Origin of the sequence: Streptomyces sp. HSW2009, from assembly GCF_040240285.1 — a bacterium.
GTDB lineage: Bacteria > Actinomycetota > Actinomycetes > Streptomycetales > Streptomycetaceae > Streptomyces.
In genome coordinates, this window is the sequence record NZ_JBEHZD010000024.1 from 1 (window position 1) to 20,004 (window position 20,004).

At 71.1% G+C, this 20,004-nt stretch carries 13 protein-coding genes and 1 pseudogene; 5 read left to right on the forward strand and 9 right to left on the reverse strand.

Annotated elements, in window-relative coordinates; all coding sequences use genetic code 11:
- The 7 genes and pseudogenes from AAHZ94_RS03385 to AAHZ94_RS03415 form a co-directional block, all read right to left on the reverse strand.
- A pseudogene (locus tag AAHZ94_RS03385) lies at positions 1-1,571 on the reverse strand (TIGR02680 family protein); the annotation flags it as partial.
- Positions 1,568-2,893 (reverse strand): TIGR02678 family protein, encoded by a 1,326-nt coding sequence (locus AAHZ94_RS03390; protein ID WP_349990376.1) that lies wholly within the window; start codon positions 2,891-2,893, stop codon positions 1,568-1,570. The gene AAHZ94_RS03390 and the pseudogene AAHZ94_RS03385, both read right to left, overlap by 4 nt.
- Positions 2,890-4,515: a TIGR02677 family protein gene (locus AAHZ94_RS03395; protein WP_349990378.1), complete on the reverse strand. Its 1,626-nt coding sequence runs from the start codon at positions 4,513-4,515 to the stop codon at positions 2,890-2,892. The genes AAHZ94_RS03390 and AAHZ94_RS03395 overlap by 4 nt, the downstream gene beginning before the upstream one ends.
- A gap of 319 nt (positions 4,516-4,834) precedes the next feature.
- Positions 4,835-5,557 (reverse strand): MmyB family transcriptional regulator, encoded by a 723-nt coding sequence (locus AAHZ94_RS03400; RefSeq protein WP_349990380.1) that lies wholly within the window; start codon positions 5,555-5,557, stop codon positions 4,835-4,837.
- 566 nt (positions 5,558-6,123) lie between these two features.
- Positions 6,124-7,299 carry an MAB_1171c family putative transporter gene (locus AAHZ94_RS03405; protein WP_349990381.1) on the reverse strand — a complete coding sequence of 392 codons (1,176 nt, stop codon included), beginning with the start codon at positions 7,297-7,299 and terminating at the stop codon, positions 6,124-6,126.
- A 449-nt stretch (positions 7,300-7,748) separates the two neighbouring features.
- Positions 7,749-9,986: a S1 family peptidase gene (locus AAHZ94_RS03410; protein ID WP_349990382.1), complete on the reverse strand. Its 2,238-nt coding sequence runs from the start codon at positions 9,984-9,986 to the stop codon at positions 7,749-7,751.
- A 14-nt stretch (positions 9,987-10,000) separates the two neighbouring features.
- Complete coding sequence (locus tag AAHZ94_RS03415) at positions 10,001-10,522, reverse strand: hypothetical protein (protein WP_349990384.1); 522 nt, start codon at positions 10,520-10,522, stop codon at positions 10,001-10,003.
- Positions 10,523-10,897: 375 nt separating this feature from the next.
- Here AAHZ94_RS03415 and AAHZ94_RS03420 point away from each other — a divergent pair, with 375 nt between their 5' ends.
- Positions 10,898-14,263, forward strand: a complete 3,366-nt coding sequence (locus tag AAHZ94_RS03420; protein WP_349990386.1) for an ALF repeat-containing protein — start codon at positions 10,898-10,900, stop codon at positions 14,261-14,263.
- 184 nt (positions 14,264-14,447) lie between these two features.
- Here AAHZ94_RS03420 and AAHZ94_RS03425 read toward each other — a convergent pair whose 3' ends face one another.
- A complete protein-coding gene (locus AAHZ94_RS03425; protein ID WP_349990388.1) occupies positions 14,448-15,128 on the reverse strand; it encodes an SDR family NAD(P)-dependent oxidoreductase in 681 nt (226 codons plus the stop codon).
- A 392-nt stretch (positions 15,129-15,520) separates the two neighbouring features.
- Here AAHZ94_RS03425 and AAHZ94_RS03430 point away from each other — a divergent pair, with 392 nt between their 5' ends.
- The 4 genes from AAHZ94_RS03430 to AAHZ94_RS03445 all read left to right on the forward strand — a co-directional run bounded on the left by AAHZ94_RS03430 (position 15,521) and on the right by AAHZ94_RS03445 (position 19,400).
- Complete coding sequence (locus AAHZ94_RS03430; protein WP_502964569.1) at positions 15,521-15,931, forward strand: winged helix-turn-helix transcriptional regulator; 411 nt, start codon at positions 15,521-15,523, stop codon at positions 15,929-15,931.
- A 273-nt stretch (positions 15,932-16,204) separates the two neighbouring features.
- A complete protein-coding gene (locus tag AAHZ94_RS03435) occupies positions 16,205-16,726 on the forward strand; it encodes a VOC family protein (RefSeq protein WP_349990390.1) in 522 nt (173 codons plus the stop codon).
- 318 nt (positions 16,727-17,044) lie between these two features.
- On the forward strand, positions 17,045-18,418 hold the full coding sequence (locus AAHZ94_RS03440; RefSeq protein WP_349990392.1) for an MBL fold metallo-hydrolase: 1,374 nt from the start codon (positions 17,045-17,047) through the stop codon (positions 18,416-18,418).
- Between the two features lie 235 nt (positions 18,419-18,653).
- Complete coding sequence (locus tag AAHZ94_RS03445; RefSeq protein WP_349990394.1) at positions 18,654-19,400, forward strand: sulfite exporter TauE/SafE family protein; 747 nt, start codon at positions 18,654-18,656, stop codon at positions 19,398-19,400.
- 313 nt (positions 19,401-19,713) lie between these two features.
- Here AAHZ94_RS03445 and AAHZ94_RS03450 read toward each other — a convergent pair whose 3' ends face one another.
- The gene (locus tag AAHZ94_RS03450; protein ID WP_349990413.1) at positions 19,714-19,992 is read right to left on the reverse strand and encodes a metal-sensitive transcriptional regulator; all 279 of its coding nucleotides are present in this window, start codon (positions 19,990-19,992) and stop codon (positions 19,714-19,716) included.
- Between the last annotated feature and the right edge of the window lie 12 nt (positions 19,993-20,004).

Genomic DNA, 20,004 nt, shown 5'->3' on the forward strand with positions numbered 1-20,004 from the left:
CCGGCGGCCTCTTCCGCGTCGTCCTCAAGACGTTCCCGCTCGGAGTCGGCCTGCGCCGCCTCACCTCGGGCCCGCTCCGCCTGCGCAGCGAGGCGTGTCACCTCCTGGACCATCCGAGTCCGGTTCTTCACCACCGCCTCGGCTGCCTCCAACTGCCCCTGCCAGGACCGCAGCCCGTCCTGCACCGTGGCGGTGTCCACACGGACGACTGACGGTTGCCGCACCGTGTGCGTCTCCCCGTCAGGAGCGGTCAGCTCCGTCTCGACGGTCTGCGAACGGGCCGTGCGGGCCAGGGCAACCGCCTCGCCGAGGTGGCCACTGGGAAGCCCCGCCTTCTCTGCCTGCTTCACCAACTCCCGGTGTTCGGTGGCCAGTTCGGCGAGCCGGTTCCCGAGGTGCTCGACGCCATCGGCCAGCCGCTCGGCCGCACCTTCCTCCGCACCGTGTGCGTTGCCGAGGGCGGTGAAGGCGGCCACGGAGGCGGTGTGCAGCGCCTCGACCGTGCTGCGGCGTTCCGATAGTTCGCGCAAACTGCGGTAGGCGTGGCTGGTCTGTAGGGCGGCGAGATCGGTCCGGGCGGTTTCCTCCTCCTCCCGCAGGGTCTCCAACCGTGCTTCCGAATCCTCCTCCTGTGTCCTCAGCTCACCGGTCCGCTGTGCGGCGTCCCCGGCCGCCCGCCGCCGCGCCGCGAGGGACTCCAACTCCCGGCTCACGGCCCGGGCGGAGGTACGCAGGACCCCGGACAGATAGCCGCGGTAACTGGTGAGGAACGTACGCAGGGCCGTATCGGTGCGCTCCAGACGGCCGAGTTCGTCGCGCACCGCGTCCAGGTCGTGGAGGTTGCGCGCGACCTTCTCCACGACGTCCTCGTCGAGCCCCGGCAGGGTCTCGCTCAGCAGGGCGGCCAGTCCACCGTGCTCGATGCGGTCCCCGACCGTGGGCCGCCGCAACCGGTGGAGGAGCTGGGTGAGGTTGCGGTAGCGGGTCGCGTCGGTGATGCCGAACAGTTCCCGGGCCACCCGCGAGCGGTGGACGACCGGGCGGTCGGTGACGTTGTCGGAGCCGACGCTCTCCTTGAGCCGGTCGACCGGCAAGGGCCTTCCGTTGTCGACCAGGTGCAGGGTCTCACCGACGCGCAGCGGGGTGACGAAGAACGCCGGCAACGCCCGTTGTGTCGACTTCGAGGCCCGGACGGCGGCGCCGAGGGTGAGGTAGCAGGGGTCACCGCCGTCGGTCGTGCCCCGGAATTCCACCCACAGGTATCCGAGGCGGTTGGTCTGCTCGAACCCGTCCAGCATCAGCCAGGCGAGGGTGGTCCGGCCGGTGCCCGTCGCATCCAGTGCCCGTGAGTCGCCGTCCAGCAGATACGGGAGCAGCATTTCCAGCGCCTTGGACTTGCCCGCGCCGTTCTTGCCGCGCAGCAGCAGCCGTCCGTCACCGAAGGCGAACTCCTGCTCGTCGTACTGCCAGACGTTCTGGATGCCGGCGCGGTGCAACCGGAAACGAGTGCCGGTGGCCGTCGCGGGGCCGGAACGCGGTAGCGGGACGAGTCCGCGTGCGTCGGTGGTCACCGTGGCAACTCCTCCTGGACATGGGCGCCGTTGCCGGCTGCGGTGGCCGGGCGCACGGTCACCCGGGTGGCGTAGCGCGCCGCCGCGGCAAGAAGCACCCAACCGTCACCGCCGGGCCGTGCCCCGCGGACATCGGTTACGGCGCGCCCTTCAGATGCCTCATCGGCATACCCTTCCGGCAGGCCGTGGCCCTCGGCGCGCAGCCGACCGGGTCGGGCCATCACGCGCATGCGGGCCAGCAGGTCCAGTACGGCCTCCCGCAGGGCGGGGACGTTCTCCAGGTAGCCACGCTGCCAGTTGCTGCGCTGCCCGTACTCGGAGACCAGTTCGGCCAGCAGTTCGTCCACGACGCCGCCGGGGACGTCCACGCCGATGGCGAGCGTCCCTCCTGTCGCTGGGTGTCCGGGTTCCTGCGGCCGGAGCCGCTCCACGAGCCGCTCCACCAGGAGTAGCGCGGCCTGGGCCACCGTCCCGGTGCCCGGCAGGTGCAGATCCGTCAGCTCGCCCTCGGGGTCCACCAGCGCCACTCCCTCGGCTCGGATCTCCATCTCCAGGCCCAGAAGTTCGGAGAACGCCTGCGCCTCGCGGCGCTGCCGGGTGCGCAACCAGTCACGTTCTGCGTCGGTCAGCTCATCGAGATAGACGACGGGTGTCTCGACGAGCATCCGGCGCACATAGGTACGAGGTCCGCCGAAGCCCGGGTCCGCTGCCCGCCGGACCAGGTCGGCGCCGTCCCGGGCCTGGGCGAGCGGGCCGGCGACGACGACACGGGCCAGCTCGCGGTCCACGGTGATCAGGGCCTCTCCGCCCGCGTCCTGTGCGAGCGCGGCAACATGGCCTTCGGTTTCGATGAGGACGCCCCACTCGACGAGCTGCCGCAGAGCCGAGACCAGGGTGCGTTTCCCGGCCGCCCTACCTGTCTCCTCCAACTCGGTCTCCGCATCGGCTGCGGCAGCCCGGATGTCGGCCACCAACTGTGACAGCAGTAGCTGTTCGGGTGCGGTCACCAGGACGGACAGGGCCAGCGCGAGGCAGGCGTACGTGTGCGGGGTGAAGGGAGTGCCGGTGGAGCGCTCCAGCCGGTGCCCCGCCCCCGTACCCAGCCCCGCCTTGAACAGTCGGGCGTAGGAGCTGTCGACCAGCAGACGGTAGCCGAGAACCTGCTGGAACCGCTTGCCCAGCCAGTCGGCATGCCTGCGGATCAGCGGGAAGAGGTCGGCGTGCGGGCCGTCCGAGGTGACCAGCGGGTGGGCGAGCAGCAGCCGGGCGGCGCTGCGGCGCTCGGCGGCCAGCGCGACGTCGTGTGCCGAGGGGAGGGTCATGACACGCTCACCTCGGCAGCACCGTCGGCCGGGTTGGCGGAGATCCGGCCGACGCCCAGTTCCAGGTCGTCCAGCAGCAGGTCGCCGTCGGCCGAGTGCAGGGTGCACCGTGCACCTTCGGCGCGTCGTACGGTGAGCCGGATGCCCAGCTCGACGTCCTCACTGTGTGCCTGCTTGAGGTCGAATCCCGTTCCGTCCGCACCGTCCGCGACGGTGCGACGGTGAAGCTGTGCGTTCCCGAGCGCGGTGGCCAGCAACTCCAGGAGCAGGCCGAGCGCTGCGGAGGTGAGACGCACCTCGGCGAACCGTCCCGAGGCGCTGCGTAGTTCGTCCGCCGCCGCGGCCCTGGCTGCCGCCCGCTCGCGGGCTTCCTCCCGCAGCCGCCTCTTCTGCGCGGAGTGGTCCTCCACCGCGGCTGTTCGGCCCCGTTGGGCGCGGCTGCCCCGCTCCCGCAGGGCCACTGGCACCTCGACCACCGGACCGGTCCACCAGCTCGTGTGGGCGGGCACCACCTCGTCGGTGGCCGGGGGGATACCCAGATGGCGGGCGCCGTACAGACCGAAGGCGGCGACCGCGATGTCATGCGCGTCCTGCGGCGCCGCTTCGTTGAACCACCGGGCCAGCCGCAGCAGGTCCTTGCGCCGGGACATCTCTCCGGTGGCCGATCGCAGCATCCGCTTGGCATTGGCGAGCAGCGACTGCAACGCGCGAAGGGTGGCGTCCCGTAGCTGGTCCACCTGGCTGCCCTGACCGTCGGTGTCGCTGAACCAGCCCCGCAGGCCCTCCCAGTCCGCGAGCTCGCGCCCACGGCTGCGCTGAACCCGTGCCTCCAGCCGGCCGTCGCCCTGCGGTGAAAGGCCCGTGAGACCCTGCGCGTGGGCGTCCAGCCGGGCCAGCAGCCCCGGGACGTGCGGCCACAGCGTGTCCAGCGCCGCTGAGATCCGGGGCGCGCGGAACGCCACGTCCTCCGTGATCGCCTCGACGTAGTCGAGGAGCAACTCCTTGAAACCCTGGTACTCGGCGCTGTCCAGGTCGTACCGGGCCAGCACCTGACCGAGGTAGGCGTAGAAGTCCCGGATGGAGTCGGCGAACTCGCTGAACTGTACGAACAGCGTGCTGACCCGTTCCAACCCGTCCTGCGGTTCGATGCTGCCGGGCGCGGCCACGAGCTCGGCCAACTCCCTGAGTCCGCGCTCGACCAGGGCGAGCAGTTCGTTGCTCACCTCGCGGGCGGCGTCTGCCTCGGCCAGTACACCGTCGGCGTCCCGCTGGATGCGCTCGCCCAGCTTGGACAACTGGTAGCGGGCACGGGACCGCTGGTACTCGCTGATGCTGGAGGCCTTCACGGTGTGGCTGCTGCGCAGCAGATTTCCCCACCGTACGAGCTGCTCCAGCCGGACGGTGAGGGTGTCGGCGTCGAGCCCGGCCGCCGGTGTGCCGGTCCGGTGCAGCTTCGCCATGACCTCCGACACGGAAAGGTCCGCCAGCAAGGTCCCGCAGAAGACCCGCATGATCGCGACGTGCTCCAGCCGCTCGGGCGCGCTGAGATAGCTGTACGCGTCGAGCCGGCGACGCGTGTCGTCGCCAGTGTCCTGGGCTGCGCCTGGTGCAGATGCCTTCACACCCGTGACCCTACGTGGTGTGTTCAGCCATTGTCGGTGTGTTGCCGTAGACGCCCTGGGCTCGGGCTACGAGCGGCCCCGGGTGGGGCGGGGCCGCTGGCGTGGGCACTGACACTTGGCGTCGAATCACGTGAGCCGGAAGCGACCCATCTCCTCGATGCACCCCGGGCGAGTGGTGACCAACAGCGGCGCGGACGTCGATGGCACACGACGGTTCCGCCGTGTCCCATGGCCTTGTGACGGGCCGCTGGTTGGCTCAGGGCATGAGCGGTGGAGGCCCCCGACAACCCCCGAACCGACGTCAACGCCCCCGTCCCCCTCACGCGGGCATGACGGCCATGAAGCGGTACCAGGGAAGTTGAAGAGGCATGAGCGGTACGAAGGAGATGGCGTAGACACGAGCGTCAGGGCCGCGGAGGCGGCGCGTCGTCTCGGCTGCCGGATAGGAGAGGGAAGGCAGGTTCGGCGAGTTCCACAGGCGTCGGCCCGCTGGGGTCGAGAGTATGGATTGGGCGACCGCCTGCATGCGCGCGTCGTCTTTCCACTGTGCGTCGTGCAGGCGGAGTTGGGCCATCATCGGCAGGGCCCAGTCCGATTCCCAGCGGATTAGGCTTTTGGGAGCTTCGGGGTTGGTCAGGGCCCATTCCATGACGTTGGTGCCTTCCCGGAGCCAGGGGAAGAGGCGGGTGATCGCGCGGTTGTGTGCGAGTACGTCCCAGCGGTAGTCGCAGAGGTACGCACCCCAGGGTTCGAGGCCCTCAACGAAGGTGCGAATACGGGGCGGTATCGGGATATTGCTGGTGGGGGCCATGATCTCGTCGGGGAGGTCCTGTGCGCCGATGAGGCGGTAGAGGACGAGCCATTCCTCTTCGCTCAGGCCCAGAGCGCTTCTGATCTTGGTCAGGAGGGCGTTCGAGTGACGTCCCGAGTTTCCGTTCTCCAACGCGCGGTACCAGCGGCCGGAGACGCCGCAGAGTTCGGCGGCCTGGTCCGTGGAGAGGTCATTGCGTTCGCGGGCGGCGCGCAGGACGCGCGTGATCATGTTCGGGGTTCCAGGTCGAGCATTCATAGCAGAAGACAATGGGAGAGATCGTGAATCAGGTCACACCCCGGACGTGACCCAAAACGCAAGCGCTCGCTCGCGCCTTTCCTTCTTTGACGGCATTAGCTGGCGGAATTATACGGCGCTTGCGTGATCGGCTCGTACGGCGTGGAACTGCTGCTCCCCCTCGCGTAAAGGGCGGGCCGGAACGCTCGCGGCAGGGGAGTGCGGTGAGGCTTCGCGTAGGTCGTCTCTTGGGGGCGGGCTCTGGCCTACGTCTCGGTGAGGACTGAGGACCGGAAGGGCGGCCAGTCCGCGGACGAGGCGGGTGGGGCGCCAGTGCAGCCCTCCGGGTGGCCCCGCGAGCCGGATGCGGGAGTGTTGGGTCAGTGCGGCGCGCAGGGCGACGCTGGCCTCCGCATGGCCGGTGGCCAGGTGGCCAGGTAGCCGGTGTGACCGCGGGAGGCGCTGGGCGCCGGCTGCACCGGGGGTCGGAGCGCAGCGCCGCGTACGTGGGGTAGGGATCGCTCAGGAAGCCTGGACCACCAGTCGGGCCGGGCATGCCCTCAGTGTGCTACGGGTTCCGGTCGGCGCGTGCCGGCGCCGCGGCCAGGGTGGGCGGCGTAGGCGGCGGCCACCAGGAGCAGCCACTCGGTGTCCGCACGGCGATCCGTACGGGGCCCGGCCCCCGGGAAGGGTGGGGCGGCCTCGTCGGGGAACTCGCCGGCATCACGGGCAGCCAGGGCCGCATTCACGACGGCCGCCTCGACCCCTGCGTTCCCCACTTCGCACGTGGTGTCGAAGATCCGCAGGGCGGCTTCCTGGACCGTGCGTGACCGGTAGGGGCGGAGCGCGAGAAGGCCGTCGCTGATCTCGACGACCCGCCGTTGGAGCAGGAGGTGCGAGTCGTGGTCCGCCGAGCACAGAGGCGGCAGGGCGACCTCGGGCACCGCGTCGGTCACGTCGCGCCACAGGGCTCCGAGCGCCTCGTAGGACCGCAACTCCCAGCGCCAGCAACGGAGTTGACTGACCGGGTACGCGATGGCGGGCAGCGCGAGCCCGAGGCAGAACAGCAGGCCCGCCAGCGCCGGCGAGGTCACAGGGAAGACGCACGGGGCGGCCACGAGTGAGGAGCACGTCGAGCCGTCGGGCGCGAGGCGGACACCCAGGCCGGGCGAGATCAGGACCGTCAGCCTGTACGCCACATAGGCCAGCGCGAGGACACAGCCTGCTGCCGCCGTGCGCAGCCCCGCCCGTACGCTGACGCGCCGATTCGACCGCGACTGGCGCACGGCCTGGAGAAGGAAGTCGGCTGTGGTGAAGCCGAGTTGGGAGACGAACAGAAGCGTGTACGGGGCTTGCGCCTGCGCCGGGCCGTGCGAGATCTGCTCGTAGCCGAAGAGCGCCGTCATTGCGCAGACGGTCACGGCGAGGAGGGCGAGGCGCAGCCGAAGGTGCCGCCGGGCTGGGACCGTCCCCAGGTTGCGCTGGAGCGAGAGGGCCACGAGGGCGGTGGCAGCGGTCAGCGAGGCGCAGTCGCGCAGGAACTGGGCGAGGTGCGGTACGACGGTTTCGCTGGCGTTCTCACCCAGCGGCGCGTGGCAGGCGAAGGCCAGGGCCAAGGAGCCGAGGAGCGTCCCCGTCGCCCGGGCGCCGGTCGGCCGGGGAGCGCGCCGGCCGAGCAGCCAGTAGAGGGCAGCTGCCGCGAGCAGACCCGCCATGCCGAGGAATGCGACGTTCATCGCGAACGGGATGGACCTCTCTCGATGGGCTGGGGTAAAAGGCGCGCCCCAGCTATCCGTTCCCCTCTCCGGTGGGCGGGAGGAGGGTGCGCGTTCGCCGGGGACGTGGTGGCGGGTGGCCGTGACCTGCGTCAGCATCTCCGCCGTGCGTTCGTCGGCTGGCGAATAACCCGTGAGTTCCGACAGGCGCGTCGCTGGTGAGGGTGGACGGAACGGTGACGGACACAGGCACGGCACCAACCCCCCGCTTCGGCTACGCCGCACCCTTGCGTGGTGGGCGACAGTCGGGAGGATGCCAAAGGTGGGCGGAAACCTCACGCTCGGTGGAACTCGGAGTTCCAGTGACGCTCCCGCACCACCGCGGCGGACCCACGAGAGCCCTCCCGGGCCGGGGTGGCCTGGGAGGGCTCTCGGGCAGCGGTGGCGCGGGGGATGCGTCAGCCGGCCGGTTACCGCGCCGAGTGGCCGAAGCGGTCGCCGACCGGCGGGAGGCCGCCCGTGCCGGGTTGGTAGGTGGTCACCTGGGCGACCGTGCCGCCTGCGATCGCATTGGACATCGGCAGGGCGTGCAGCGAGCCGTAGGAGGAGGGGCCGTACGGCATGCCGACGTACAGCTTCGTCCCGGTGAAGTGGATGTTGTGGCCCACGTACTGGTCGGTCCCGGGGGAGCCGGGTATGCCGGCGCTGCCCGGTGCGATCCACAGGTCGGAGTTGCCCGGCGCGCCCAGCAGGGAGAACGTCTGGACCGCGCCCGCGTCGGGGGCGCTGCCGATGTCCTCGCCGGAGACACCCACGGCGATCCGCATGGTGGCCGCGGTGCTCTGGGCGCGCGGCGCGGTGTTCACGATGGCGATCTGGTCGCCGAAGTGGTCGCCGGGTTCGCTGGCGCCCGAGACGCCGTCCTCGTTGGTTCCCTGCCAGAAGCTGTTGAGCTGGCTGTAGGTACCGGTGGCGGTGATGCGGACGGCGATGACGCGGCCGGTCTCGGCCCGGTTGACGTTGTCCACGCTCAGACCCTCACCTGGCGAACCGATCGCGAGGACCGACTCGGTCGCGGTCGCGGGGCCCGCCGTGGTGTAGTCGGCCATGGCCAGCGTGGCGCCGAACTCGTCGCCCGCTTCGGAGCCGCCGCTCAGTGCGTCGGAGTCCTGGGTGATGCCGGCCAGCGGGGTGGGGATGCCGTCGGCGCCCACCGTGTGCCCGAAGGTCCACACGCTGCCTGCTCCGGCGTGCCCGCCGACGGTCTCGGCTGGTGCGCCGACGGCGAGGTGGCTGCCGTCGGCGGCGACGCTGGTGCCGAACCCGTCGCCGGCCTCGTCGCCGCCGGGGACGTTGGGGCTGTTCTGGGTGACGGAAGTGTTCGTCTTGCCCCGCAGGTAGAACACCATGCCGGCCTTGGCCAGGCTGCCGGAGTTCTGCCCTGGCACACCGATCAGCAGGTACGGTTCGCCTGCGGAGGTGCGCCCGGCGGCGACCGCGTGACCCATGCGGTCACCGCTCTGCGAGGCCGCGGCGGCGACGGCCCCGGAGCCGGTGCCCTGTTCCAGGTGCAGGGTGGCGGCCCCGGTACCGATGCCGCCCCGCGCGCCGTGGAGCACGTCGACCACGCCGGCGTCGACGGCGCTGCCGAGGTCTTCGGCGGGAACGCCGACCACCAGGTCGGTGCAGCCGTCCTCATCGTGGTCGACGGCGTCGATCACCTCGCCGAACCAGTCGTCGGCTTCCGCGTCACCCGGCACCCAGTCGAGGTCCTGGGTGATCTCGGCCGTGCCCTTGCCGTCGCCGTACACCACCCGGATCACCCCCGCCGATGCCTTGCCGCCGACGGTGGCCTTGGGGTCGCCGATCGCGATGTCCTCGGCGCCGTCGCAATTGAAGTCGGTGATGGACGTGGCGACCACCTTCGACTCCACCCAGGACGCCAGGTCGTCGACGCGGGTGACGACCCCGCCGGTACGGGTCTCGGTCGTGGCGATGCCGAAGCAACTCCCTTGGTAGGAGCGGCTGTTGAGGGCCACCAGTTGGTGGGCTCCGTTGACCGTGCGCACCACCGGGCCGCCCGCGTCGCCCATGCACGCAGCCGCGCCGTCCTTGCCCGTATAGGTGGCGGAGGTGGCACTGGGTGCGCCCACAGTGAGTGCGCCGGTGTGCAGCTTCACGGGCGCCCAGTCGGTGGTCGTACGGCCGTAACCGGCGAACCGCAACTCCTCACCCGCAGTGGGGGCGGCGCCAGCCAGCGGGATCGGAGTGACCTCGGTGACGGGCCGGGACAGCCGGGCCAGGGCCAGATCGCGGTCGGTGCGCGGCACCAGTTCCACGATGTCGCGGACCGCTCCCTGGTTGGTGCCCAGGTCGGTGCGTCCGATGGTTGCGGTCGTTTTCAGTCGCGGTTTGCCCGGCGGGACGGCGAGGCTCTGGGCCGGTGCCTCGGCGAAGCAACTGGCCGCGGTCAGCAGCCAGTCCCGGTCCACCAGGACGGCTGAGCAGCCGCGCATGGCGTCACCCACGACCACCTGCGCGGTGTAGGTGTAGCCGTTGGTGGAGTCGGGAGTTCCGGTGACGGCGTACGTGGGCGCGGTGGTCACCGCGAGCGAGCCCGTGAGCAGCGCTGCGGCCAGCGCGAATCGGGCGACGGGTCTGCTGCGCCGGACGGCCCCGGAGCGCTCGGGGCGCGGTGTGGTGGGCATGATGTGGCCTCCGGTCACTTGCTCGTACGGATCTCGACCAGGACGAATTCACGGGTCTGCGGATCGGTGGCTTCGCCGACCGGTGTCCAGGTGTCCTTGGGCACCTCGACCTCCTGGGAAGCGTTCTCCGCCGCGGTGAGGGTGACGTCGGCGGTGTGTGCCGCGGAGCCCTTGACGGCGAACACCGAGGGGATCTCCAGGGAGAGGTAGCCTGACGTGCCCACGGTGCGGAAGCACACCCGGTCCTTGGTCCGCGACCACACCTCAAGGAGCCCGGTGGCCGAGTCGCAGGTGGCCAGGGTGATGTGGCCGTCGCCGCGCTTGAGGACGATGCCCGTCTCTTCCTTGATCTTGTCGGCGTTCGGGTAGAGGTAGTCCTCGACCGCGTAGCCGGGTTGGTCATCGGCCACCGTCACGGTGGCGTGTGACGGGTTGGGCGCGCTGTCTTGCGGGATGGCGTTGGTGGCGGCCACGAGCGCGGTGATGCACGCCGCTATGGCCACGCAGACGCCGGCTGTCCGCCGTGCCAGCTTCATGGAGTCTCCTCTGGGTCCAGACGATCGGGGTGGACGTGGCGCGCGGCCCGTCCCGGGCAGGCGGTGCACCGGTACGCGAACGCTCGGCCATGGCGGCGCGGGCCGAGACATCCGCGTCGTTCCCGGAGCGGCTGCACGGTGGCGCCGACGAGAGCCCGACGCAACTCCCGCTGAACGTCCGGAAGTTCATGGCTCCACGGCGTACCGGCAGCTAGCAGCAGAGTCGGGGGGAGTCTAGGATCACTCTCGCGAAATTGTCATGCCTTCGATCAATTTGTGTGCAGTCCACAGGTGCGCGCGGGGCCCACGGGTCAGTTCGTTCGGCGGTAGGTCGCCGACTGCGCCGCCGCCGGACGTCGACAACGGAGGGACATTTTGGACGTCACGTTCTGGAGCAGACGCCGCGTTCTCGGTGCCATAGCTGCCACCGCAACCGTCACTGCGACCTCAAGTCTCGTTCTCAGCACCGCAGTTGCCTGGGCCGACCCGCCGCCGGACGACGACAGCGACCCCTTCGCCCTGCCTGACACCGACCGGGCGAAGGTCATCAAGGAGTGGATGGTGGGCGGCAAGGCCGTCCACGCCGCCGCGGAAGTGGCCCTGACCGGCTCCGACGCCGACGTCCAGGACTTCCTGGCCACCGGGCTCGCCCAGGCCACCGCCGAGGACAACCGGGTCGCCGTCATGACGTCCCTCGCCGCGGGCGGGAAGGGCACCCGGCGTGAGGCGACCGCCGCGCTGAACGGTGGCGACCCCGCCATCGCCGCGTATCTGGGCGGCGGCTTCAAGTCCGCCATCGTCGAGGACCTCCAGGTCGCCACCGCGGCCGTGATGTCCACCGGAGGCAAGGCCGTCAACCGGGACGGTGGCACCGCCCTGGAGACGGGCACCCAGCAGGCGCTGGAAACCTTCCTCACCGACGGGCAGTACACCGCGCGCCTCCAGGACCTGCGGGTGGAGGTGTCCACCCTGATGGTGAAGGCGGGCCCCGAGGTACAGAAGTACGCCTCCCGGGCCCTGTCGGGCGGCGCGGCCGACGTCGAGTGGTTCCTCGACACCGGCCAGCACATCGCCCGCGCCCGCGACCAGGAAGCCGCGACGATCGAGGAACTCGTCGCGGTCGTCGAACGCGAGGGCAAGAAGGCCGACGCGAAGACCAAGCAGGCCGAAGAGGCTGCGGCGCGCGCGGGGGACGCCGCCGCGAAGGCCAGGGAGGCGGCGGAGAAGGCCGCAGCCGAGGCCCAGGCCGCCCAGAACGACGTGGTCAAGTCAGGGAAGGCGGCCCGTAAGGCGGCCGAATCCGCGAAGGGTGCCGCCGACTCGGCCCGCGCCGCCATCTTCGCCTCCCACGCCGCCGTTCAGGCGTCCCGCCGCGCCGCCTACGCCGCCACTGCCGCGCGCCAGGCCGCTGCCACCGCGGGTTCCGCCGCGGCCCGCGCCTACCACGCCGCCATCGCCGCGTCGAAGGACGCGTCCCAGGCGTCCGCCGCCAAGAACGCCGCCGTCGCCGCCCGCAATGCCGCCGCGAAGGCCCGTAGCGCGGCCAAGGCCGCCGACCACGCCGCGACTGCCTCGGCGCAGGCTGCGAACGCCGGATCCGCCGCGGCCTCTGCGGCGCGCAACGCTGCGGCTGCCGCGAACGCCTCCGCTACCGCAGCCGCCGCCGCGGGCCGGGCCCAGGCCGCGGCTGCCGAGGCCAAGCGACAGGCGCAGATCGCGAACACCAACGCCCGGATCGCGACCAACGCGGCGGGAACGGCCCAGGCGCTGGCCAACACGGCGGCCACCGCCGCCCGTACCGCACGCGACGCCGCCAACAGCGCGGCCGGCCATGCGGAGAAGGCCGCCGACGCCGCCGAGTGGGCCGCCACCTACGCCGGTCAGGCCATCGAGTACGCGAAGAAGTCGACCGAGTTCGCCAACGAGGCGACCAAGGCCGCCAATGTCGCCATCGACGCCGTCAACCGAGCGGTCGAAGTGGAGAAGCAGGCCCGCGAGGCCGAGTGGCAGCGGCTGGACGAGGACGCGGAGCAGGCCGTCGAAGAAGCCCGGCTGCTCGCGTCGTTGGAGAAGCAGCAGAAGGCCGACGCCGCTGACCGGCGGACCCAGGCCCAGCGCTTGGACCAGGCGACGAAGGACCTGATCGCGCAGGCCGAGGCGGCGCTGCGGGGTGGCGATACGGCGGGTGCCACTGCCCTCGGGCGTCAGGCCGCCGTCGCCCTGATGAACTCAGAAGGCACCTGGTCGCGCGAGGCAGCCACGTTCGCGCTGGCCGGCGCGGACGCCGACCTGCACGCCTGGATCGAAGCCGACCGGCAGTTCGCCCAGCACCAGGACGACCGGGAAAGCACCCTCTACCTCGCCCAGGTCGCCTCCCCCAACGTCGCCGACGCCGCGACCACGGCGCTGGAGAGCGACGATGCGGCTACGGTCACGGCATTCCTCAGCACCGGCGCGGTGGAAGCCGCTGCGATGGACAACCGCGTCCTGACCGCCTCCCTGCTGGCCAACGACCCCGGCAGCGCGGTGAAGAAGGCGGCCGGTAGCGCCCTGGACGCCGGCACGGCGCGGGCCCTGTACGACTTCTTGACCACCGAGTACGACGTGGCGCTGCGCGAGGACGATGCGGTGGCCACCGCCGCGATCCTCGCCACGGCAGGTCCCTACACGAAAGCGCACGCCCGGGCCGCGCTGGAGGGCCCGGTGTGGATGCGGCGCAACTTCGTCGCCTCGGTGCAGTACAAGACCGCCCAACTCGACCACGACTCCGCCACCCACATCGCCGCGATACAGGGCGCGATCGCCGCCGCCGCGAAGATCGCCCACAAGGCGCAGGAGGACGCCGCGCGGGCACAGGAGGCGGCGGCGAAGGCCCGTAACGCCGCTGCCGAAGCACAGGAGTGGGCGGACAAGGCGCAGAAGTCGGCTGCTCAGGCGCTCAAGTTCGCGCGGCAGGCGGATGCCAACGCGGACGCCGCCGAGCAGTCGGCCAAGGAAGCGCAGGCGTCGGCCGACCGGGCGAAGAAGGCGGCGGCCACCGCCCGCCAGGCCGCCCGCTCGGCCAACTACTCCGCCAACCGTGCGGTGGACGCCGCCGACCGTGCGGCTGCGTCCGCCGACTGGGCCCAGGCATCGGCCACGTCCGCCCGGGCGTCGGCGATCCAGGCGGGCCAGGACGCGAAGACCGCAGCAGCCGCAGCGAGCCAGGCGCACCGGATCGCCGTGGCCAAGCGACAGGCCGAGGTGGCGGCTGCGGCCAGGAGGGCGGCCGAGGCGGCCCGCAAGGCCATGCAATCCGGTACGAACCCTGCCGACACGCCCGACAACGACGATGTCAAGGGTGGCCTGCCCTGGTGGAAGAAGGGCGCTCGCTGGTTGGCCAAGTGGACCAGGAGAGGCAGTATTGCAGCCTCGCTGGTCGCCGGCGGTTGCGGCCTTCTCGGCACGCTAGCTCTTATGGGCGGGGCCACTGCACCTGCGGCGCCGGTGCTTGGAGAGTTGGCCGTCCTCTTCGGGAACATTTCGATCGGACTGTCCGGCCTCAACGTCGTGTTCACCGCGATCGGTTACGGGTGGGGTAGCGAACTCAAGAAGTCGCTGTATCGCTTCAGCCTCAGCGTGATCACCTATGGTCAGGGCCCCGCGGTCAAGGCCATCTTCAACCCCGTTACCTTGGGAGGGATTGCGTCGGCTACGCATGACCTCTTCTCACCGATCACCAATGTGTTGGGAGGTTGGTGACCTACCTCGAAGACCTCGCACCCTCATGACGGGGGTGAGGCGTGAGGGTGGGTGTGCCGACCGTCCAACAGACGGAGTCGGACGGTCGGCATCCCCATACAGGGCCAGGACGTTCAAGCCCGCCCGTCCCGGTCGGGAATCCCGGTGCGCGTATCCGCGCACGATTCCGGAGCGAGCCGGCCCGTCAGGCGTTGAAGACCGCCTCGGAGCGGTCGCGGTTTTCGTGCAGGTCCCAGTAGAGCGGGGCGATCTGTTCGGCCGTGGCCTTCGGGCCGTCTTCCGGGCCGTTCTCGCCGATCCAGACGTTGATCGCCACGTGGGCCGCGTGCACGCCGCTGCCTGCCAGTTCATGGTTGAGGTTGATCACCCAGTTGCGCAGGGCTGCCTGGGCCGCGTTGGCGTTGCCGAACATCAGCACCGGGTTCACGGAGCCCCCGCCGGTGGTGAACAGCAGGGTTCCGGCGCCCGCCGCGCGCATCGCGGGCAGGACCGCCCGGGTTGCCGCGACGGCGCCGTACAAGGTGTACTCGATGACGGGTTGCAGGTTGTCCACCGTGACCTCCGACGGAGTGGCCAGGGTGAGGCCCGGCACGGGGGAGTGCGGGGCCGGTGAATACTCCAGTACGTCGATGCCGCCGAAGTGTGCCCCGACCGCGGCCAGGGCGTCGGTCAGTGCGGCGCGGTCCAGGATGTCGGCGGGGAACGCGGCGGCCCTGATGCCTTCCTGACCGAGCTCGGCGACCAACGTCTCCAGCTTCTCTCGGGTACGAGAGATCAGGGCGATGTCGAAGCCGCGGCTGCCGAAGGTGCGGGCGATGGCCAGGCCCATGCCGGGGCCGGCGCCGACGATGGCGAGAGTGGGCACGGTGAGACCTCTTCTGTGATGTGTTCTGCGATGTGGCCGCCGGGGCGTGCGGAGGTCTGCTGCCCGGCTGGCGTACGGAGCGGGTGGGTGTGGGGCTGGCGTGGGTGTGTCGGTCGCCGATGTGGGGGGTGGTGTGTTGATCGACGCGAACTGCCCTGTTTCATAAGCGACTTGTGATGCCTTGCGGCATCGGTGTTCGCTGCCCTCGGCGATGCTGGGAGCGGGGAATGCGCGAGTTGGGTGGGTGTCCCCGGCCTGGTCGTCCAGGGACTGATCGGGAGGCACACCCTCGGCTGTGGTCATGCCTTCGCTGTTCGGTAACGCCACTATGGGTCAGGATGAAAGGCGATACAAAAGGCACATCGGTGTGCGCGACGGAGGGGGCGGGTGTCATGCAGGACAGCGCTGGTATCGAGATGGCTGCTTCGGCCGGGCCGTGCGCGAACGTCCCCGCGGAACGCATGGAATTCGTTCGCCACGTGCTCGACCGGGTGGGTGACAAGTGGAGCATGCTGGTCATCGCCGTCCTGGAGGGTGGACCGATGCGCTACACGGACTTGCAGCGGCAGATCCCGGGCATCTCCCAGCGCATGCTGACCCGCACCCTGCGCCAACTCGCGGACGACGGGTTGGTCAGCCGTACCGCCTACGCCGAAGTGCCGCCGCGCGTCGAGTACGCGCTCGCTCCGCTCGCCGGTGGCCTGATCGAGGCCGTCACGCAGTTGATCGGGTGGGCCACCGACCACCATGACGAGGTCCTGGCCAACCGCTCCCGCGCCGACGCCACCGGGCCTTCTACGTAACGGAGTTGAGGGAGGCGAGCCCCTGCCCCCCGGAGCTGCGGAGTGCCGGAGCAGGGAGTGCTGCGGGACCGCGGACGGCGCCGGGTTGTGTTCGGCTCGCCGCGGGTCTTCACCCTTGCGCTGCGCCGTCGTCTACGTGCCCACGATGGGAGTGGATCGGCGCGTGGTCGGTTTCGCCGACGTGATGTGCGTACATCAATGTGCCTTTTGTGAGGCCCCAGTTACTTCCCTACGGTGAGGCTACGCACTATTCGTAACCAAGCGAGGAGTGGCATGCCGATCCAACGTCTCAACCACGCCGTGCTCTACGTCCGCGACGTCGAACGCAGCGTCGCCTTCTACGCCGACCTGCTGGGCTTCCGTCTCCGCTACCGCCTCCATGCCGACGGCGAAGTGCCCGAGGCCGCGTTCCTCCAGGCCGAGGCCTCGACCAACGATCACGACCTGGCCCTGATGCAGATCGAAAGCCCGATCTCCCCGCAGGGCCCGGAGCGGCGCCCCGGGCTCGCGCACCTGGCGTGGGAGGTGGACACCCTGGCCGAGCTCCAGCGCATCCGCGGCAGGCTGCTGCGGATGGGCGGGTTGGATCGGGAGCTCGACCACGGCACCACCAAGTCGTTGTACGCGAGCGACCCGGACGGCCTGTTGTTCGAAGTGTGCTGGGTGGTGCCCGCTGACCGGGTCGGCGGGGTTACCCCCGAGGCCCTGGCGCCGCTCGACCTGGATGCGGTCATCGCACAGTTCGGCGCGGACCTCCCCGGCGGGATCGGGATATCTGTTCCGGCCCACCACTGAACCAGCAGGTGCTGTTCCTCCCGGCGGGCCGCCACCCCCGACCCGCCGGGGCCCGTTGACGTACGGGCCTGCCGGCGCCCTGACGGCCGTACGACGGTGACGGCACCCACCCGCAGGCCATCCACCCGCGGGCCATCCACCCGCAGCCCACCCGCTCGTGGGCCACCCACCCGCAGGCCACCCACGTCCCACCCGTAAGGGTCGCCCACAGCCCACCCGTAAGGGTCGCCGCACGCCCTCCTGGATACCCCCCTGGGTATATCTGTTACCGTGGATTCACATACCCCGGGGGGTAAATTTCACGAGGGAGAGCAAGCCGTGTTCCACATCGACACCCTGGAAACCGAAGGTCTGGGCAACCGCAGCTATCTGGTGGGTGGCGCCCGGGCCGCGGTGGTGGTGGACCCGCCGCGGGACGTGGATCGGGTGATCGCCGCTGCCGCCCGGCGCGGGGTGCGGATCGTGGCGGTGGCGGAGACCCACGTGCACAACGACTACGTCACCGGCGGGCTTGAGCTGGCCAGGCTGACCGGCGCCCGCTACCTGGTGCCCGCCGGGGCCCTCGTGGACTTCGCCCGGGTCGCCGTGGCCGACGGCGACGTCGAGGAGATCGAGGCGGGGCTCGGGCTCCGTGCCGTGGCCACGCCCGGGCACACCCCGCACCACACCTCGTACGTACTGGAGGAGGACGGGCGGGCGGTCGCCGCGTTCACCGGCGGTTCGCTGCTGCTCGGTGGCGTGGGCCGGCCTGACCTGGTCGAGCCGCGGCTGACCGATCGACTGGCCCGTGCCCAGCACGCTTCCGTACACCGGCTGGCCACCGAGTTGGACGACGAGGTGGCCGTGCTGCCCACGCACGGGTTCGGCAGCTTCTGTTCCGCCGGCCAGAGCGGTGGCGGGCACGACACGATCGGGGCGGCGAAGGCGACCAACCCGGCGCTGCTGAAGGACGTGGAGACGTTCGTCGCCGAACTGCTGGAAGGGTTGGACGACGTTCCCGCCTACTACGCGCACATGGGCCCGGCCAACTCCGCAGGGCCCGCGCCGATGGACCTGACGGCGCCGGAGCGGGCGGACGCGGGAGAGATCGCCCGCCGCCTGGCTGCCGGTGAGTGGGTTGTTGACCTGCGCGATCGTCGGGCGTACGCGCAGGGGCACGTCGCGGGCTCGTTGAACATCGAGGTGGCGGGACAGTTGGCCACCTACCTCGCGTGGCTGATCCCGTGGGGCAAGCCGGTCACCCTGCTCGCTGAGACCGCCGATGAGATCACCCGCGCCCAGCGCGAACTGGCCCGGGTGGGCATCGACCGCCCGGCCGCGGCGGCCGTCGGCTCACCCATCGACTGGGCCGGCGACGGGGTGCCGCTCGCCGACTTCCCGCGGGCCACCTTCGCCGACCTGGCCGCGGCCCGCGAGCGCGGTGCGCAACCGGTCGTACTGGACGTCCGGCGGGACGCCGAACGGTCGCAGGGTTGGATCGAGGGCAGCGTGCACGTCCCCGTCCACCAGGTCCACCAGCGGCTGGACGAGGTGCCTGCGGGCACGGTGTGGGTGCACTGCGCGGGCGGCATGCGCGCCGCGATCGCGGCATCCGTCCTGGATGCGGCCGGACGCGAGGTCGTCGCCGTCGACGACGGGTACGCCGCAGCCGTCGCAGCCGGCCTCACCCTCGCCACCCCCGCACAGCACTGACCGCGCCCCACCCCCGCCGGCCACCCGCAAGGGCCAGGGCCCGGGTGGTGGGCGTCAGAGGAAGCACCATGTTCTTGCCGTTGAGCGGCTTTGCCCGCATGACTCCCGCAGGGGGCGGCCGACTGACTCCCGTACGGAGCGACCACCCGGCTTCCGTACGGGGTGACGGACTCACCTGCGGACGGGGTGGCCGCACGGCTCCCGTACGGGGCGGTCGAGCGGCGGGTGACGCCGGATGACCGCGCTCCTGTTCGCCCTCGTCGCCGGGGCCCTCGTCGGTCTCGCGCTGGGCTCACTCGGCGCCGGCGGCAGCATCCTGGCCGTGCCCGCCCTGATCTATCTGCTCGGGTTCAGCCCGGCCGAGGCCACCACCGCCAGCCTGATCATCGTCATCGTCACCTCGCTGACCGCCCTGGTGGCACATGCCTGGGCGGGGGCGGTGCGCTGGCGGGCCGGTCTGTCGTTCGCCGCCGCCGGGCTGCTGCCCGCGGCCGTGGCCGGCTCACTGTCCGTACGGGTTCCCGCCACCGTACTCACCCTGTGCTTCGCCGTGGTGGCGGTGGCCGCCGGCCTACGGATGCTGCGCCGGCGCACGTCGTCGGAGCAGGCGGCGGGGGTGTCGATGCCCCGCGCGGCCGGGGCTGGGGCCGTGCTCGGCGCGGTGACCGGCTTCCTCGGGGTCGGCGGCGGCTTCCTCGCCGTACCGGCCCTGGTGGCGGCGTTGGCGATGCCCATGGGTGCGGCCGTCGGCACCAGTCTGCTGGTGATCGCCACCAACGCCCTGGTCGCCCTCGGCGCTCGCGCATCGGCTGACATCAGCCTGGACTGGGCCGTGCTCGTGCCGTTCATCGCGACGGCGGTGCTGGGGGCGTGGGACGGCAGGCGGCTGGCGGCGAAGGTCCGGCCCGCCATCCTGCAACGGGTCTTCGGGGGGTTGCTGCTGGCCGTCGCCGCGGCGATGGCGGTTGGCGCCGCGCTGTGAAGGGCGCGAAGGGTGTGAACGGGTGCTGCGCTGTGAGTCGGCACCGGATGGGGAAGGGGTTGTGCCTTGGGCAGGGGCGCCACCCTGTGAACGGGCGCGACCCTGTGAACCGGCGCCGCGCTGTGAACGGGCACCGCCCTGTCACGTGGCATCCCGCTGTGACGTGGCACTCCGCTGTCAACCGGCATCCCGCTGCGCAGCGGCACCGCACCCTGAACGGGCCGACACTCCCGTCGCGGGCGGCTCAGCACCCGGCCGGGTGGCTGTACACCCGGGCGGCGCCGCGGCGGACCGCCAGGGAGAAGCAGGACCCTCAGGCCAGCGAAAGGAACAGCTTCTCCAGCCGGGCGCGCATCTGCGCCGAGTCCCGTACCTGCGGGTCCTCGCTGGTCAGGCACTGTTGCAGACCGGTGGCGATGATCGAGAACCCGGCCCGGTCGAGCGCCTTGGAGACCGCCGACAACTGTGTGACGACGTCCTCGCAGTCCCGGCCCTCCTCCAGCATCTTGATCACTCCAGCGAGCTGACCCTGTGCCCGCCGCAGCCGGTTCAGCGCCGACTTCAGTTCCTCGGCACTCATGTCGAGTTGCACACCAACCTCCTC